This is a genomic window from Luteimonas sp. gir, assembly GCF_037198055.1.
Classification (GTDB): domain Bacteria; phylum Pseudomonadota; class Gammaproteobacteria; order Xanthomonadales; family Xanthomonadaceae; genus Luteimonas; species Luteimonas citri_A.
Window position 1 is genome coordinate 474,769 of record NZ_JBBAXQ010000002.1, and the last position, 15,622, is coordinate 490,390.

The 15,622-nt window shown below is 69.9% G+C and carries 16 protein-coding genes; 9 read left to right on the top strand and 7 right to left on the bottom strand.

From position 1 onward, the window contains the following. Positions 1-98: 98 nt before the first annotated feature. From WAF18_RS05725 to WAF18_RS05740, 4 genes are all read left to right on the top strand, one after another. Positions 99-1,136, top strand: a complete 1,038-nt coding sequence (locus WAF18_RS05725; protein ID WP_337244275.1) for a type IV pilus twitching motility protein PilT — start codon at positions 99-101, stop codon at positions 1,134-1,136. A 105-nt stretch (positions 1,137-1,241) separates the two neighbouring features. Further along, entirely contained in the window at positions 1,242-2,372 is a 1,131-nt protein-coding gene (locus WAF18_RS05730) for a PilT/PilU family type 4a pilus ATPase (protein ID WP_183427427.1), read from the top strand. A gap of 107 nt (positions 2,373-2,479) precedes the next feature. Continuing rightward, the gene (locus WAF18_RS05735; protein WP_337244276.1) at positions 2,480-3,259 is read left to right on the top strand and encodes a M48 family metallopeptidase; all 780 of its coding nucleotides are present in this window, start codon (positions 2,480-2,482) and stop codon (positions 3,257-3,259) included. Between the two features lie 161 nt (positions 3,260-3,420). Beyond that, positions 3,421-4,047 (top strand): superoxide dismutase, encoded by a 627-nt coding sequence (locus tag WAF18_RS05740; RefSeq protein WP_183427425.1) that lies wholly within the window; start codon positions 3,421-3,423, stop codon positions 4,045-4,047. 58 nt (positions 4,048-4,105) lie between these two features. Here WAF18_RS05740 and WAF18_RS05745 read toward each other — a convergent pair whose 3' ends face one another. Together WAF18_RS05745 and WAF18_RS05750 are read right to left on the bottom strand one after the other, a co-directional pair. Further along, complete coding sequence (locus tag WAF18_RS05745; protein WP_337244277.1) at positions 4,106-5,170, bottom strand: hypothetical protein; 1,065 nt, start codon at positions 5,168-5,170, stop codon at positions 4,106-4,108. Further along, positions 5,167-5,706 carry a DNA-3-methyladenine glycosylase I gene (locus WAF18_RS05750; protein WP_337244278.1) on the bottom strand — a complete coding sequence of 180 codons (540 nt, stop codon included), beginning with the start codon at positions 5,704-5,706 and terminating at the stop codon, positions 5,167-5,169. The genes WAF18_RS05745 and WAF18_RS05750 overlap by 4 nt, the downstream gene beginning before the upstream one ends. Before the next feature lie 100 nt (positions 5,707-5,806). Between WAF18_RS05750 and WAF18_RS05755 the strand changes: the two genes are divergently transcribed. Beyond that, entirely contained in the window at positions 5,807-6,262 is a 456-nt protein-coding gene (locus WAF18_RS05755; protein WP_337244279.1) for a peptidylprolyl isomerase, read from the top strand. Positions 6,263-6,275: 13 nt separating this feature from the next. Here the strand turns inward: WAF18_RS05755 and WAF18_RS05760 are convergent, their stop codons facing one another. Beyond that, positions 6,276-7,160 (bottom strand): DUF72 domain-containing protein, encoded by an 885-nt coding sequence (locus WAF18_RS05760; protein ID WP_337244280.1) that lies wholly within the window; start codon positions 7,158-7,160, stop codon positions 6,276-6,278. A 115-nt stretch (positions 7,161-7,275) separates the two neighbouring features. Between WAF18_RS05760 and WAF18_RS05765 the strand changes: the two genes are divergently transcribed. The 4 genes from WAF18_RS05765 (at position 7,276) to WAF18_RS05780 (ending at position 10,795) form a co-directional block, all read left to right on the top strand. Continuing rightward, entirely contained in the window at positions 7,276-7,830 is a 555-nt protein-coding gene (locus WAF18_RS05765; RefSeq protein WP_337244281.1) for a YqgE/AlgH family protein, read from the top strand. After that, on the top strand, positions 7,827-8,309 hold the full coding sequence (gene ruvX / locus WAF18_RS05770) for a Holliday junction resolvase RuvX (protein WP_337244282.1): 483 nt from the start codon (positions 7,827-7,829) through the stop codon (positions 8,307-8,309). Before WAF18_RS05765 ends, ruvX begins: the two co-directional genes overlap by 4 nt. Before the next feature lie 70 nt (positions 8,310-8,379). Further along, positions 8,380-9,327, top strand: coding sequence for an aspartate carbamoyltransferase catalytic subunit (locus tag WAF18_RS05775; protein ID WP_337244283.1), 948 nt, complete (start codon positions 8,380-8,382; stop codon positions 9,325-9,327). Between the two features lie 70 nt (positions 9,328-9,397). Further along, the gene (locus tag WAF18_RS05780; protein WP_337244284.1) at positions 9,398-10,795 is read left to right on the top strand and encodes an amino acid permease; all 1,398 of its coding nucleotides are present in this window, start codon (positions 9,398-9,400) and stop codon (positions 10,793-10,795) included. Between the two features lie 60 nt (positions 10,796-10,855). Here the strand turns inward: WAF18_RS05780 and WAF18_RS05785 are convergent, their stop codons facing one another. The 4 genes from WAF18_RS05785 to ptsP all read right to left on the bottom strand — a co-directional run bounded on the left by WAF18_RS05785 (position 10,856) and on the right by ptsP (position 15,602). Next, positions 10,856-11,686 (bottom strand): prolyl oligopeptidase family serine peptidase, encoded by an 831-nt coding sequence (locus WAF18_RS05785; RefSeq protein WP_337244285.1) that lies wholly within the window; start codon positions 11,684-11,686, stop codon positions 10,856-10,858. Between the two features lie 24 nt (positions 11,687-11,710). Further along, the gene (locus WAF18_RS05790) at positions 11,711-12,349 is read right to left on the bottom strand and encodes a DUF1294 domain-containing protein (protein ID WP_337244286.1); all 639 of its coding nucleotides are present in this window, start codon (positions 12,347-12,349) and stop codon (positions 11,711-11,713) included. An 11-nt stretch (positions 12,350-12,360) separates the two neighbouring features. Beyond that, positions 12,361-13,722: a magnesium transporter gene (gene mgtE, locus WAF18_RS05795; protein WP_337244287.1), complete on the bottom strand. Its 1,362-nt coding sequence runs from the start codon at positions 13,720-13,722 to the stop codon at positions 12,361-12,363. Between the two features lie 146 nt (positions 13,723-13,868). Then, complete coding sequence (gene ptsP / locus WAF18_RS05800; RefSeq protein WP_337244288.1) at positions 13,869-15,602, bottom strand: phosphoenolpyruvate--protein phosphotransferase; 1,734 nt, start codon at positions 15,600-15,602, stop codon at positions 13,869-13,871. Between the last annotated feature and the right edge of the window lie 20 nt (positions 15,603-15,622).

Genomic DNA, 15,622 nt, shown 5'->3' on the forward strand with positions numbered 1-15,622 from the left:
TCGGGGCTGCGACGGCGGGGTCTATACTGCCGCCGGACACCGGGAGGCGCCAGTCGCCGCCGGCCCGCGCCGCCGCCGGACCACCAACGAGGGACACCATGGACATCGCCGAACTGTTGGCGTTCTCGGTCAAGAACAAGGCCTCCGACCTGCACCTGTCGGCCGGCCTGCCGCCGATGATCCGCGTCGACGGTGACGTGCGGCGCATCAACATTCCCGCACTCGACCACAAGCAGGTGCATGCGCTGATCTACGACATCATGTCGGACAAGCAGCGGCGCGATTACGAGGAATTCCTCGAGGTCGACTTCTCGTTCGAGATCCCGGGCCTGGCGCGGTTCCGCGTCAACGCGTTCAACCAGAACCGCGGCGCCGGTGCGGTGTTCCGCACGATTCCGTCCGAGGTGCTGACCCTCGACGACCTCAACTGTCCGCCAATCTTCCGCCAGCTGATCGACCAGCCGCAGGGCCTGATCCTGGTGACCGGGCCGACCGGCTCGGGCAAGTCGACCACGCTGGCGGCGATGCTCGATCACATCAACAAGAACGAGTACGCGCACATCCTGTCGGTCGAGGATCCGATCGAGTTCGTGCACACCTCGCACAAATGCCTGGTCAACCAGCGCGAAGTCCACCGCGACACCCACGGCTTCAACGAGGCGCTGCGCTCGGCGCTGCGCGAGGACCCCGATTACATCCTGGTCGGCGAGTTGCGCGACCTGGAGACGATCCGCCTGGCGCTGACCGCCGCCGAGACCGGCCACCTGGTGTTCGGCACCCTGCACACCAGTTCGGCGGCCAAGACCATCGACCGCATCATCGACGTCTTCCCGGCCGGGGAGAAGGCGATGGTGCGCTCGATGCTGTCCGAAAGCTTGCGCGCGGTGATCTCCCAGGCGCTGCTCAAGAAGGTCGGCGGTGGCCGCACCGCGGCCTGGGAAATCATGGTCGGCATTCCGGCGATCCGGAACCTGATCCGCGAGGACAAGGTCGCGCAGATGTACTCGGCGATCCAGACCGGCCAGCAGTCGGGCATGATGACCCTCGACCAGCATCTCCAGGACCTGGTCCGGCGCGGCGTCGTCGCGCGCGCCCAGGCCAAGGAACATGCGAAGGACAAGCGACTTTTCGAATGAGTCTTGATGTCAGGATTCGTGAACAGTGATTCGTCAAGGCCAAGCGCGGCTGCTCGTCCGACTCCCGAATCACCCTTGACCAATCAGGGCTCCGCAGGAGCACAGATGAGCAGCCTCGACTTCACTTCGTTCCTCAAGCTGATGGCCCACCAGCGGGCCTCGGACCTGTTCATCACCGCCGGCCTGCCGCCGTCGATGAAGGTACACGGCAAGATCTCGCCGATCACCCAGACGCCGCTCACGCCGCAGCAGGCGCGCGACATGGTGCTCAACGTGATGACCCCGCCGCAGCGCGAGGAGTTCGAGCGCACGCACGAATGCAACTTCGCAATCGGCGTCTCCGGTGTGGGCCGGTTCCGCATCTCGTGCTTCTACCAGCGCAATCAGGTCGGCATGGTGCTGCGGCGCATCGAGACGCACATCCCGACGATCGAGGAACTGAACCTGCCGGCGGTGGTCAAGACGCTGGCGATGACCAAGCGCGGCATCGTGATCATGGTCGGCGGTACCGGTGCCGGCAAATCCACGTCGCTGGCGGCGATGATCGGCTACCGCAACCAGAACTCGAGTGGGCACATCATCACGATCGAGGATCCGATCGAGTTCGTGCATCGGCACGCCGGCTGCATCATCACTCAGCGCGAGGTCGGCATCGACACCGACAGCTGGGAGGCTGCGCTCAAGAACACCCTGCGCCAGGCGCCGGACGTGATCATGATCGGCGAGGTGCGCACGCGTGAGGGCATGAACCACGCGATCGCCTTCGCCGAGACCGGGCATCTGGTGCTGTGCACCCTGCACGCCAACAACGCCAATCAGGCGATGGACCGAGTCATCAATTTCTTCCCCGAGGACCGGCGCAGTCAGTTGCTGATGGACCTGTCGCTCAACCTCAAGGGCGTCATCGCCCAGCAACTGATCCCCACGCCCGACGGCAAGGGCCGGCGCGCGGCGATGGAGATCCTGCTCGGAACGCCGCTGGTGCAGGACTACATCCGCGAAGGCGAGATCCCCAAGCTCAAGGAGATCATGAAAGAGTCGACCAACCTGGGCATGAAGACCTTCGACCAGTCGTTGTTCGAGCTCTACCAGGCCGGCGAGATCTCCTACGAGGACGCGCTGCGCTACGCCGATTCGGCCAACGAGGTGCGCCTGCGCATCAAGCTGGCGCAGGGCGGCGATGCGCGCACGCTGGCCCAGGGCCTGGACGGGGTGGAAGTCGCCGAGGTCCGCTGACGGCATGCAGCCGGACGCTTGATCGGCGAGGTGCGTGCGGCCGAAAATCCGCGCGCGGCGACGGGCCCGGTGCGCGTCGCCGGCCCCTCCCATCACAAGGAAGCACCATGCATCACTTCGTTCCCCGCTGCGTCCTGGCCGTCTCGCTGCTGGCCGCAGCGGTCTCCGCCGCGCACGCGCAGAGCGCCCTCGATCGCCTCAAGGGGCTGGGCGGCGGACGCGCCCAGACTGCGCTGGATGTCGGCAGCGATGTCGTCAAGGGACTGACGCTCAGCGATGCCGACATCGCCACGCTCGGCGCCGAGGCCGCAGTCGCCTACGATGCCGAGAATCTGGTCGCGCCTGCCAGCGATCCCTACGCGCAGCGGCTGGCGCGCCTGGTCGCGGGCTGGGAGAACGATGCCGGCCTGAATCTCAACTTCAAGGTCTATCGCACGCCCGAGATCAACGCGTTCGCCTTGCCCGACGGCTCGGTGCGGGTGTTCAGTGGCCTGATGGACGCGATGGACGACGACGAACTGCGCTTCGTCATCGGCCACGAGATCGGCCACGTCAAGCACGGCCACAGCAAGGCCCGGTTCCGCACCGCCTATCTCGCCCAGGCCGCGCGCAAGGGTGTGGCGAGCACCAATAACGCAGCCGGCCGCCTGGCGGCGTCCGAGCTGGGCGGCGTCGTCGAAGAGGTGGTCAAGGCGCAGCATTCACAGTCCAACGAACTCGAGTCCGACGGCTACGGCCTGGGGCTGCTGCAGCGCGGCGGCTTCAACCCGCAGGCGGCCGTGACCGCATTGCAGAAGCTCGACGACGGCGGCCCCAAGGCCGGCATGCTGTCCAGCCACCCCGATCCGGCGCACCGCGCGCAGCGCATCCAGGCGCAACTGCGCTAAGTGCGTCGGGCACGCGCTCGCGGGTCTTGCGCGCTGCGCGCGCCGCGAAACGCTGCGTTGTTCCGATCCGACCCGTGCTGCGCGTATCGTGGCCGGGCCTTGTCGCCAGTTTGACCTCCGTCGGAGGACAATGGCGCATTCATCTAAGAGGAGTCTCGCTGATGGCCTACACCCTTCCCGAACTTGGCTACGCCTACGACGCGCTCGAGCCGCATATCGACGCCAAGACGATGGAGATCCATCACACCAAGCACCACCAGACCTACATCAACAACGCCAACGCTGCGCTCGAAGGCACCGAGTGGGCGGATCGCCCGGTCGAGGAACTGGTGGCCAATCTCGACAAGTTGCCCGAGGACAAGCGCGGTCCGCTGCGCAACAACGCGGGCGGCCATGCCAACCACTCGCTGTTCTGGACGGTGATGTCGCCCAAGGGCGGCGGCGCGCCGGTCGGCGATGTCGCCAAGCACATCGACAGCGACCTGGGCGGTTTCGATGCATTCAAGGAGGCCTTCACCAAGGCCGCGATCAGCCGTTTCGGCAGCGGCTGGGCCTGGCTGTCGGTCGACAAGGCCGGCACGCTGAAGGTCGAGAGCAGCGCCAACCAGGACAATCCGCTGATGCAGGGCATCGGCTCGGGCAACACCCCGATCCTGGGCCTGGACGTCTGGGAACACGCCTACTACCTCAAGTACCAGAACCGTCGTCCCGACTACATCGCCGCGTTCTACAATGTCGTCGACTGGAACGAGGTCGAGCGCCGCTATCAGGCCGCGGTCAAGGGCTGAGCCCACAGCCACTGCGGTCCCCGCAGCGCCCGCCGGTCGTACCGGCGGGCGTTTGCGTTCAAGGCGTCGCGATATCGGACGCCGGAACGATATCGACCGCGAGCACACGGCGCTCGGTCGTGAGCGCGATCTCGGCGATCTGCGTGGCCTGCCGGTCGTACACCCAGGCCATGCAGCAGCTCTGGCTGCCGGCTGCGTGATAGCTGTTGAGCAGGTTGATCACGGTGACCTCGCTGCAGTCACCGTCATGGTGCAGCGCAAACGTCGCCGCGAACTCGAAGGTGTAATGCCCGGCGCCATGCCAGGGCCGGGGGGCATCGTCGCTGCGTTCAGGGCACGCGGGGGCCGGGCCGGTGCGCTTGGCAAGTGCGCTGAGGCCCTGGTCGACTGCGGCCAGCAGCGATGGTGCTGACGGGTGGCTGCTTGGCTGTGGCGCGACCCGGTGGCGCATCGCATAGCGCACGCGCAGTCCGTCCTGAGCGGGCTCAGGGTTGAACGGACGGGTGAGGGTGAGCATGTCCTGCGCATAGACGCTGTCGCGGTAGACGATCCAGATGCGGCTGTCGATCGCGATGAGGTCGAAGGCCTGGTCGCCGCCCCGGCCATTGATCGAAAAGGTCATGGTGTCGCGCGCGTCGGCGTCTCCGACATCCGCAAGCGGCCATGCGAAGCCGTCCGGGCGCTGGCGGATCAGCTCGATCTGCGAAAACAGGCCGGTACCGCCGACATAGGTCTCGCGTACGAGGTCGAGACGTCCATCGCCATCAAGATCGACCAGTTGCAGGTGGGCACCGCGTCCTTCGCCATCGCCGCGATCGCAGGTGCCCGGCCAGCGCGCCAGGGCCTGCCAGTCGGCCAGCGGCACGCCTGGGGGCCGGACGATGTGCGCCAGGCAGTCGGCCAGCGGCGCGTCTGGCGCATCGGCCAGTGCAACGTCCAGCTCCGCGGTGCTCACGGCCTGGAGCGGGGAGAGGGCGGCCGCCAGCGGGTCGACAGCGCCTGCGGTGGTGGCGTCCAGAATCGCTTGGCGCAGTGTGTCGACGGGTCGCTCGGCCTGCGCCGCCAGGACGGGCGCAAGCGCGAGGGCTGCGACCAGCAGCCCGCGCAGGCCACCGGATGTCATGGCGTGGCGCGCCGCCGCAGTTCGACCGCAACCGGGCAGTCGGGGCGATGCGCGCCGGGCAGGTAGCCCAGGCTCATCAGGAACTCGCCGGTGATCTCGCCACCGGTGAACCGGAACGTGCGCTTGAACAGCTTCACCCACGAGGCTTTGTCGCGGGGCCTGCCGTCTTCGTTGGCGTGCGCGTCCAGCCACGCGGCGAAGCCGCCATGACTCGTTCGCAGGCCCTGCACGACCTGGGCGTTGTGGATCGCCGCGTCGATCTTGAGCCGGTTGCGGATGATCGCCGGGTCGGCCAGCAGGCGCGCGCGGTCCGCCTCACCGTAGCCGGCGACCGCATCGACGTCGAAGCCGTCGTAGGCCGCGCGGAAGCCCGCGCGCTTGCGCAGCACCGTCTCCCAGCTCAGCCCGGCCTGGTTGATCTCCAGCAGCAGGCGCTCGAACAGCACCGCCTCCTCGCGCTGCGGAAAGCCGTATTCGGTGTCGTGGTAGGGCCCGTGCAGCGGATGGCCGGGGGCGATGTCGCAGTAGCCGCTCATGCGCGCAGCATAGGCAGGGCCGCGGCCTGGCGCCAGGTGCCGGCTTGCGCCCTTCACGGCGGCCGCGCGACCATGCGCCATCGCCCAGCAGGAACCGTCGATGGAAATCGCACACCGTCGTGTCGCCACGGTCCACTTCACGCTGTCGGACACCTCCGGCGCGCAGATCGCCACGACCCGCGGGCATGACCCGCTGGTCTACATGCACGGCAGCGGCTCGATCATCCGCGGGTTGGAAGAGGCACTCGAGGGGCGCAGCGCCGGGGACACGTTCACCGTCGAGATCCCGCCCGAGGCCGGTTTCGGGCCGCGCCACGATGGGTTGATGCAGCGCCTGCCGCGTAGCGTGTTCACCGGCAGCGCCGTGCCGGCGGTCGGCGAGAAGCTGCGCGCGCAGACCGAGAAGGGTCCGTTGGACGTCACGGTCACCGCGCTCGATGCCGACAGCATCACCGTGGACGGCAACAACCCGCTGGCCGGGCGCACGCTGCGCGCCGAGGTCGAGGTCGTCGGCGTGCGGGTGGCGACGCCGCAGGAAATCCAGTTCGGGCTGTGAGCCGGTCGCCGGCTCAGCCCGGCTGGCTGCGGCCGCCCAGACGCGTCGCCAGGGCCTGGGCGTCGAACGGCGCACGGACCTTGGCGTCGTTGTCGAAGTAGCAGTAGACGTCGCGACCGGAGGCCGCCGGCGGCGCCCGTGGGGCGCTGCGCGCGGCATCGCGCGGCTCGCCGCCGGCCGCCCAGCGGGCGATCCGGCGCGCCCAGCGATCGAGGGCAGGCTCGCCGTAGCCGCTGGTGTAGAGCTCGGTGTCGCCGTGCAGGCGGATGTAGACGAAATCGGCGGTGACGTCCTCGAGCACCGGGTGCCGCCCGGCGCTGTCGGAAACCACCAGGCCGACGCCATGGGTGCGCAGCAGGGCGATGAACGCGGGGTCGCGGAAGCTCGCATGCCGCACTTCGAGCGCATGCCGGATCGGCCGTTCGCGCAGGCGCGGCAAGGCGGTGCGGCCGGCCATCCGGTCACACTCGCGTCGCCGAGCCAGTGACAGCGCCTCACCGGTATCGCGCGGCAATACGCGCAGAAAAGCCTCGATGCGCGCCGGCTCGAACGCCAGGTTCGGCGGCAACTGCCACAGCAACGGGCCCAGGCGGTCGTCGAGCGCCAGCACGCCGGATGCGAAGAAGTTCGCCAGTGGCATCTCCACGTTGCGTAGCCGCTTCATGTGCGTGACCAGACGCGGCCCCTTGACCGCAAACACGAAGCCTGGCGGGGTCGCATCGCGCCAGCTGCGCCAGCTTTTGGGCGATTGCAGCGAGTAGAACGACCCGTTGATCTCGATGGTCCGAAACATGCGCGAGGCGAAGGCCAGTTCCTCGCGCTGGACCAGGTCCTGGGGATAGAAGACCCCGCGCCAGGGGGCATAACGCCAGCCGGAGATGCCGATGCGGACCGCCATGGGACGAGCTTGGCGACCGACGGCGGAGGCTGCGTGAAGCGGATTGCGTTGCCTACGGCGCCGGCCTGCAGGTCATGCACAGGTGGCGTGCAGCGCGGCCGGCTAGAATGCCGCCATGTCGTTCTTTGCCAACCACCTGCTGGTCGCGCTGCCGGCGCTGCAGGATCCCGACTTCGCGCGTTCGGTCGCGTTGATCTGCCAACACGATGCCGAGGGCGCGATGGGCGTGGTCGTCAACCGGCCTTCGGAGTACACCCTGGGCGAAGTGTTCGAGCAGATGGGCATCGTGCTCATCGACCAACGCCTGCGCGACCACCGAGTGCTCGCCGGCGGCCCGGTGCATCCCGAGCGCGGTTTTGTGCTGCACGACGGCCAGGCGCGTTGGGATTCGAGCCTGGCGATTGCCGAGGGCCTGAATGTCACCACATCGCGCGACGTGCTCGAGGCGATGGCGGCCGGCGAAGGTCCGGACAACGCGATTGTCGCGCTGGGTTGTGCCGGCTGGGGCGCCGGCCAGCTCGAACAGGAACTGACCCAGCACAGCTGGCTGACCGTGCCCGCCGATGCGCCACTGCTGTTCGATACCCCGCTCGACGCGCGCTGGCAGGCCGCGGCCGGCCGGATCGGCGTCGACATGACCCTGGTCGTCAGCCACGGCGGGCGGGCGTGAGCGAGACCGCGCCCGCCGCTCCGGCGATCCGCCGCGACGGCACCGTGCTCGGTTTCGACGTCGGGGCGCGACGCATCGGCGTGGCCGTGGGCAGCGCGTTCGGCCATGGCGCGCGTGCATTGGCTGTCGTCGACGTGCACGGCGGCCAGATCGACTGGCCGGCGGTCACGCGGCTGCACAAGGAATGGCGGCCGGACGGCATGATCGTCGGCGACCCATTGACCCTGGATGGCGGCGACCAGCCGGCGCGGGTCCGGGCGCATGCGTTCGCGCGCGAACTTGTCGCCCGCTTCGGCCTGCCGGTCGTCTTGATCGACGAGCGCGCAAGCTCGATCGAGGCGGCCCGCCGCTTTGCCGTCGACCGGGCCGAGGGACGCCGCCGCCGCCGCGATGCGGCGACGCTCGATGCGGTCGCCGCGGCGATCATCGTCGAGCGCTGGCTCGCGGCGCCGGACACCGGCACGCCGGTGTCGCGCTGACCCACGCGTGCTATCCGCGCGGGCACCGGGTGCGGGACAATCGAGCTCCCGCCGCTGCCCGCTCACCGCGATGTCCCCGACCGCTTCTTCCGCGCAACTCGATGCCGACGGCCGCCTGCGCCATCTGTTGACCCTGGACGGCCTGCCGCGCGCGACGCTCGAGGCGCTGCTGATGCGCGCCCAGGCGATCCTCGACGGCGATCAGCCCGCTGCGCCGCTGGCTGGCATTGCGGTCTGCACGCTGTTCTTCGAACCCTCGACGCGGACCCGGTTGAGCTTTCAGCGCGCGACCCAGCGACTCGGCGCCGACGTGCTCGGCTTCGACGCCTCGACCTCGTCGACGACCAAGGGCGAGACTGCGCTCGACACCTTCCGCAACATCGAGGCGATGGGCGTGCGCGGCTTCGTCGTGCGCCACAGCGTCGACGGCGCGGTCGCCGCGCTGGCGCAGGCCGCCGCGCCGGGCACGGCGTTGCTCAATGCCGGTGACGGGCGCAGTGCGCATCCCACGCAGGGTCTGCTCGACATGCTGACGCTGCGCCAGACCAAGGGCACGGATTTCTCAGGCCTGCGCGTGGCGATCGTCGGCGATGTGAAGCATTCGCGAGTCGCGCGCAGCGACTTGCAGGCGCTGCGCACGCTTGGTGCCGGCGAGATCCGCGTCTGTGGACCGGTGGCGCTGTTGCCCGATGAGGCGACGCTCGCCGGCTGCACCGTCTCGCACGATCTCGACGCGGCACTGGAAGGCGTCGACGCGGTGATGATGCTGCGGCTGCAACGCGAGCGCATGGAAGAAGGGCTGGTCGGCTCGCTCGAGGACTACCACCGCGACTACGGGCTCGACGCACGCCGGCTGCGGCTGGCGGCGCCCGATGCGGTGGTGCTGCATCCCGGGCCGATGAACCGCGGCGTGGAGATCGCCGACGACGTCGCCGACGGCCCGCAGTCGCAGGTGCTGCGTCAGGTCCACAACGGGGTCGCGGTGCGCATGGCCGCGCTGGAGGCGTTGCTGGCCTGAGCCCGGGCGCGGTCCGGTTACGGCGACGCGAATCCGGTATCGTGCCTGGCTTTCGACCAGGCCGGCCCCGATGCAGCCCACCTCTACGTCCAGTCCAAAGACCACACGGCCGGTCGCGACGCCTGCGCATGCGCTCAAGCCGCGGCAACTTGTGATGATGGGCCTGGGCAGCGCGATCGGCGCCGGTCTGTTCCTGGGCTCGGGCGTCGGCATCCAGGTCGCCGGTCCGGCGGTGCTGCTGTCCTATCTGATCGCCGGCGCGCTGGTGATCGTGGTCATGCACGCGCTCGGCGAGATGGCCGCGGCCAAGCCGGCCAGTGGTGCGTTCTCGGTCTACGCCGAGGACGCGATGGGGGCGACTGCCGGCGCCACGGTCGGCTGGCTGTGGTGGCTGCAAGTGGTGATCGTCATCGCCGCCGAGGCGGTCGGGGCCGCCGGCCTGCTGGCGACGCTGTGGCCCGGCGTCTCGGTGCCCGGCTTGGCGCTGACGTTCATGGCCGCGTTCACCGCGATCAACCTGCTGGGCGTGCGCCACTTCGGCGAATTCGAGTTCTGGTTCGCGATCCTCAAGGTGGTCGCGATCCTGGCGTTCATCGCGGTCGGCGTCGCGCTGCTGCTGGGCTGGCTGCCGGACGTGGCATCGCCGGGGCTGGCGCATTTCCATGCCGATGGCGGCTTCGCGCCGAACGGGCTGATGGGCGTGGGCGCGGCGCTGCTGGTCGTGGTGTTCGCGTTCGGCGGCACCGAGATCGTCGCCATCGCCGCTGCCGAGACCGACGATCCGGCGCGCAGCCTCGCACGCGCAATCCGCACAGTCGCCTGGCGCATCCTGGTGTTCTACCTGGGCTCGATCGCAGTGATCGTCGCCGTCGTGCCCTGGGACAGCCCGGCGCTGGCCTCGCCGTTCGCGGCGGTGTTGCAGGTGGCGCGCATTCCCGGCGCGGCCGCCGCGATCACCCTGGTCGCGGTCATCGCGCTGTTGTCGGCGCTCAACGCCAACCTCTACGGCGCGTCGCGGATGATCTGGTCGCTGGCCCGGCGCGGCGAGGCGCCGGCGGTGCTTGGTCGCAGCGACCGCCGTCAGGTGCCGGTCGCCGCGGTGCTGGCCAGTGTCGCCTTCGGTTTCCTCGCGGCGGGCCTGGAGCTGTTGTTCCCGCAGCGGGTGTTGCCGGTGCTGCTCAACATCGTCGGTGCGACCTGCCTGCTGGTCTGGACGATCGCGCTGGTCTCGCAACTGATCCTGCGCCGCCGCGCCGACCGAGTCGGTGCGGCGCTGCCGTACCGGATGCGCGGATTCCCGGTGCCGACCCTGGCCGCGCTGGCGATCCTGGGGCTGATCTTCGTGCTGTTGATCGTCTCCCCGGACACCCGCGTGCAGTTCCTGTCGATGGTGCTGCTGGTCGCAGTGATCGCCGCGCTCGGCGCGCTGGCGCGACGGCTGCGGACGGGGGCGCGCCCCGCGCCTTAGTCGCGTGTCGCGCGCGGTCGACGACGCCCCGGCCCGCGCTCGGCCCGGGCGACGCGTCGCTCAGCGCCGCTGCGCGAACAGCCAATCCCACAGCGCCTGCGTGGCGTAGGCTGCGTCCCAGCTGTTGTGGTTGGCGTCGGGGAACTCGGTGTAGCGCACGTCGGCGCCGGCGCGCTGCAGCGCGGCGTACATCCGGCGCGACTGCTCGGGGGGCACGACATCGTCGCGGGCGCCGTGGAACAGCCAGCTCGGGATGTCGCGCAGCCGTTGCGCGGCGGCATCGAACGGGTCGGGTGCATCGCGGGTCGATTCGACCTGCAGGCTGTTGAGATCGGGGCGCGTGTCGGGCGGGGTGATGCCGCCGCAGACCGGCACCAGCGCGGCGAAGCGCTCGGGCGCACGCAGGGCCAGCGACCAGGTGCCGTAACCGCCGCGGGACATGCCGGTCAGCGAGGTGCGGCGCGGGTCGCCGTCGAACTCCGCGGTCGCGGCATCGAGCGTGGCCAAGGCCATCGTCGCCACGTCGCCTTCCCATGACGTGCCTTCGGGCGATTGCGGGAATACCACCAGGGCCGGGAAATCGGCCGCGTGCGCGCGCACGTACGGCCCCAGGCCGGCGTGGGTCTGCTTGTCGCCGTCGCTGCCGCGTTCGCCCGAACCGTGCAGGAACAGCACCACCGGCAGCGGCCGGGGCAGGGCTGCCGTCGGCACGAAGACCTGGTAGGCGTAGCGGTGGCCGCCCACCTCGATCGTACGGCGCACGAAGCGGCCCGGTGCCTGCGCGGACGGCGACGAGCGACAGCCGGCGAGCCAGGCTGCGCCGCCGGCGCCAGCGAGTGCGAGACCGCGCAGCACGCGGCGGCGGGACGTGGAATCGGGGGGCAGGGACATCGGAGGCTCCAGGACGGGGCGCGCTCAGAGGGCGGGCCGGAGGACGAGGGCGAGGGCGATCGCATGCAGCGCGATCATCGCCACGAAGACATGACGGTAGGCGCGCTTGACGCTCTTGTGCCGCAATAGGCGTTGCGCGAGCCAGGCAGCCGGCCAGCCGCCGAGCAGTTCGAACAGGTGCAACTGGGCTTCGGGCGTGCGTCGGCGTCCGGCCTGCGCGGCGCGCTTATCGACCGCATACATCCCGAACGTGACCAAGTTGAGGACCGCCAGCCCTGGCACGAGCATGGCGGGCAGGCGGCCGGCGTCGATGCCCCAGGCCAGCGCCGCGGCCCACAGCGCGATCGTCAGCAGCATCGCCAGCGCGCCGACCGGGCCGCGCGCGCGCGGCCTTGGGGCCGGCGGTGCCTGGCGCAATCGGCGTTCGCGTGTGGCGGCCAGCGACACCCGCACCACCCGATGGGCGCGCCAACGGCCATCGGCCTGGCGTTCGGGCGTGTAGCGCACGATCTCGCCGACTTCCGGCCGGCGGCCACCCTGGTCGTAGTCGCGGATGTGGAAAAACGCGCGCGGCCCGTCGGCAGGATCGAGCGGCTCGACAAAGCCGTAGCCGCGACCGTCGTCCCAACTGGCGATCTTTCCCGGTTGCGAGGTCGGCGGCATTTGTGCGGTCCTCAGCGCAGCATGATCGCAGTGGCCAGGCCGAGAAAACTGAAAAAGCCCATGATGTCGGTCACCGCGGTGACGACGACCGTACCGGCGACCGCGGGGTCGACGCGCATCCGCTTGAGCAGCAACGGCAGCAGCACGCCAGCGGTCGCGGCCGAGCAGAAGTTGATCACCAGCGCGGTGAAGATCACCAGCGACAACACCCAGTCGTGGAACCAGACCAGCGCGACCAGCGCGACCAGGGTGCCGATCAACATGCCGTTGATCAGCGCCACGCGCAGTTCCTTCCACATCAGGATGCGGGCGTTGCTGGCGCCCACCTGGCCCAGCGCCAGGCCGCGCACCATCAGCGTGAGCACCTGCACCGCGGCGTTGCCGCCGATGCCGGCGACGATCGGCATCAATACTGCCAGCGCCACGACTTTTTCGATCGTCGCCTCGAAGCGACCGATCACGAAGGCGGCCATGAACGCGGTCAGCAGATTGATGCCCAGCCACACCACGCGGCCGCGCACCGCACGCCGGATCGGCGAGAACAGGTCCTCGTCCTCATCCAGACCCGCCGCGCCCAGGGCCTGGTGCTCGGCCTGCTCACGGATGATGTCGACGACGTCGTCGACGGTGATCCGGCCCAGCAGCACGTTGCCGTCGTCGACCACCGGCGCGGACACCCAGTCGTTGTCGGAGAACTGGCGCGCGACCTGGTCGGCCGATTCGTCGACGTGGATCGAGTCGAGCTCGTCGTCGATCAGCCGGTTGATCGGGGTGCCGGGATCGCGGGTCACCAGATCCTGCAGTGCGACCCAGCCGATCAGCTGGTGGCGGCGGTTGACCACGTACAGATGGTCGGTGTGATCGGGCAGTTCACCGCGCAGGCGCAGGAAGCGCAGCACCACGTCGACCGTGGTGTCGGCACGCACCGTCACCACGTCCGGGTTCATCAATCGGCCGGCGGTGTCTTCGGGATAGGAGAGCACCTGCTCCAGGCGTTCGCGGTTCTCCCGGTCCATCGAGCGCAGCAGCGTGTCGATGACCGCATCGGGCAGGTCCTCGACCAGATCGGCGAGGTCGTCGATATCGAGATCTTCGACTGCTGCGACCAGCTCGTCGGGATCCATGTCCGCGATCAGGCTCTCGCGGACCTCGTCGCCGACGTGGACCAGCACCTCGCCGTCGTCGTCGGCATCGACCAGCCCCCAGACCACGATGCGCTTGTCGTGCGGCAAGGACTCGAGCAGGTTGCCGATCTCGGCCGGCGCCAGCGTGTTGACCATGCGCCGTACCGGCCCCAGCCGCCCGCTGTCGAGGGCATCGGAGAGCAGGCGCAGCTGGCGCGCGGTCTTGTCGTGGCGGACGGCTTCGGCCATGAACGGCTCCGTTGCGCGTCGCGACGCACGCGGCGCGACTGGGTCAGATATGCATCGCTGCATTATCCGCGCTGCCCGCCGATCTGCACACCCCGGTCAAGCGTATCGGTTCGCGCGCGTTGGGTGCCGGCGCGGCCGGCATCGGCTCAGCCGGCCGCGCGAGCCGGCTGCGCGGCGTCGAGCCAGCGTTCGATCGACGCGCGGTCGCGTGCGCGCAGCAACGCCGGCGTCCGCGATCGCAGCGCGCGCAGGTCGATCCCGCGGATCGCACGGCGCACTTCCAGCAGCGGCGACGGGTGCAGGCTCAGTTCCTCGATGCCCAGCGCCAGCAGCAGCGGTGTGAAGCGCGCATCGCCGGCAATCTCCCCGCAGACCGAGGCCGGGATGCCGCGCGCGCGCGCCACGCGCACGATGCCGTGCAGCAGGCGGATCACCGCCGGGTGCAGCGGCGAGTACAGGTCGCCGAGCGCGTCGTTGTTGCGATCGGCCGCCAGCAGGTACTGCACCAGGTCGTTGGTGCCGATCGACAGGAAGTCGAGCTCGCGCACGAAAGTGGGCAGGGCGATCGCCGCCGAGGGCACCTCGATCATCGCCCCCAACGCGATCCGCTCGGCGGTCTCGTGCCCCTCGGCGCGCAGGTCGCGTTGGACCCGGTCCAGCAACCGGCGCACCGCGACGATCTCTTCGCGGCCGCTGACCATCGGCACCAGCACCCGTACCGGGCCGTAGCCCGAGGCCCGCGCGATCGCCCGCAGTTGGGTCTCCAGCAAGCCGCTGCGTGCCATCGACAGCCGCACTCCGCGCAGGCCCAGGGCGGGGTTGGGCTCGTGGCGCAGGGCCAGGCCGGTGTCGTCGGCCTTGTCGGCGCCGATGTCGAGCGTGCGGATCGTCACCGTGCGGCCGGTCATGCCCAGCACCAGGTCGCGGTAAGCGCGGAACTGCGCGTGCTCGTCGGGGATCTCGCGGCTCTGCAGGAACAGGAATTCGGTGCGGTACAGGCCGACGCCGGCCACGCCCAGCGCGTGCGCCTCGGCGACGTCCTCGCGCGATTCGGCGTTGGCCCACAGCTTCATGTCGACGCCGTCGAGCGTCTTGCTCGGCTCGCGGCGGAGCCGACGCAGCTGCTTGCGCTCGCGCTTTTCCTCGCGCACCCGCGCGCGATAGGCGCGCAGGTCCTCGGCATTGGGCTCGACGACGATCTCGCCGGTGCCGCCATCGACGACCAGCACCGCACCGTCGTTGATCTGGGCCAGCGCCTGCGGCGCGTTGACGATCAGCGGCAACTGCAGGCTGCGGGCGAGGATGGCCGAATGCGACAGCGTGCTGCCGGTCGAGGTGACGATGGCCAGCACGCCCCGGGCCTGCAGCCGGCCGATCTCCGACGGTGCGATGGCGTCGGTGACCAGGATCTCGCCGGCCACGCCCTGCAGCTCGGCCTCGTGCGCATGCAGCGCAGCATGTACCCGGCCGATGACGTGGTCGATGTCCTCGATGCGGCTGCGGAAGTAGGCATCGTCCATGCCCTCGAACACCGCCGCCAGGCGGTCGCGCTGCAGCCGCAGCGCGTAGTCGGCGCCGTACAGACCGGTGCCGACGAGCTCGTCCAGGCCCTGCAGCAGCTCCGGGTCGTCGAGCAGCAGCGTGTGCAGGTCGAGGAACTCGCCGACCTCGTGGGCCAGCGCGCCGTGCAACTGGTCGCGCATGGTGCGGATCTCGCCGCGCACCTGGGCGATCGCGGCGTGCAGGCGCGCCAGCTCGGCCGGCGCCTGCTCCGGCCCAATGTGCTCTTCGGCGACTTCGAGCGCGTGCGGTTCGCGGACGCGCGCGCGTCCCAGCGCGTTGCCGCGCGAGGCGCCGTGCCCGTGCAGCGACTGCCGCATCAGGCGCGCTCGCCTGCCAC

Coding starts and splice junctions, on each gene's coding strand:
- WAF18_RS05755 (WP_337244279.1), top strand. CDS start 5,807: ATGGAAATCGCACACCGTCGTGTCGCCACGGTCCACTTCACGCTGTCG.
- WAF18_RS05735 (WP_337244276.1), top strand. CDS start 2,480: ATGCATCACTTCGTTCCCCGCTGCGTCCTGGCCGTCTCGCTGCTGGCC.
- WAF18_RS05750 (WP_337244278.1), bottom strand. CDS start 5,706: ATGAGCGGCTACTGCGACATCGCCCCCGGCCATCCGCTGCACGGGCCC.
- WAF18_RS05765 (WP_337244281.1), top strand. CDS start 7,276: ATGTCGTTCTTTGCCAACCACCTGCTGGTCGCGCTGCCGGCGCTGCAG.
- WAF18_RS05790 (WP_337244286.1), bottom strand. CDS start 12,349: ATGCCGCCGACCTCGCAACCGGGAAAGATCGCCAGTTGGGACGACGGT.
- WAF18_RS05730 (WP_183427427.1), top strand. CDS start 1,242: ATGAGCAGCCTCGACTTCACTTCGTTCCTCAAGCTGATGGCCCACCAG.
- ptsP (WP_337244288.1), bottom strand. CDS start 15,602: ATGCGGCAGTCGCTGCACGGGCACGGCGCCTCGCGCGGCAACGCGCTG.
- WAF18_RS05780 (WP_337244284.1), top strand. CDS start 9,398: ATGCAGCCCACCTCTACGTCCAGTCCAAAGACCACACGGCCGGTCGCG.
- WAF18_RS05760 (WP_337244280.1), bottom strand. CDS start 7,160: ATGGCGGTCCGCATCGGCATCTCCGGCTGGCGTTATGCCCCCTGGCGC.
- mgtE (WP_337244287.1), bottom strand. CDS start 13,722: ATGGCCGAAGCCGTCCGCCACGACAAGACCGCGCGCCAGCTGCGCCTG.
- WAF18_RS05740 (WP_183427425.1), top strand. CDS start 3,421: ATGGCCTACACCCTTCCCGAACTTGGCTACGCCTACGACGCGCTCGAG.
- WAF18_RS05785 (WP_337244285.1), bottom strand. CDS start 11,686: ATGTCCCTGCCCCCCGATTCCACGTCCCGCCGCCGCGTGCTGCGCGGT.
- WAF18_RS05775 (WP_337244283.1), top strand. CDS start 8,380: ATGTCCCCGACCGCTTCTTCCGCGCAACTCGATGCCGACGGCCGCCTG.
- WAF18_RS05745 (WP_337244277.1), bottom strand. CDS start 5,170: ATGACATCCGGTGGCCTGCGCGGGCTGCTGGTCGCAGCCCTCGCGCTT.
- WAF18_RS05725 (WP_337244275.1), top strand. CDS start 99: ATGGACATCGCCGAACTGTTGGCGTTCTCGGTCAAGAACAAGGCCTCC.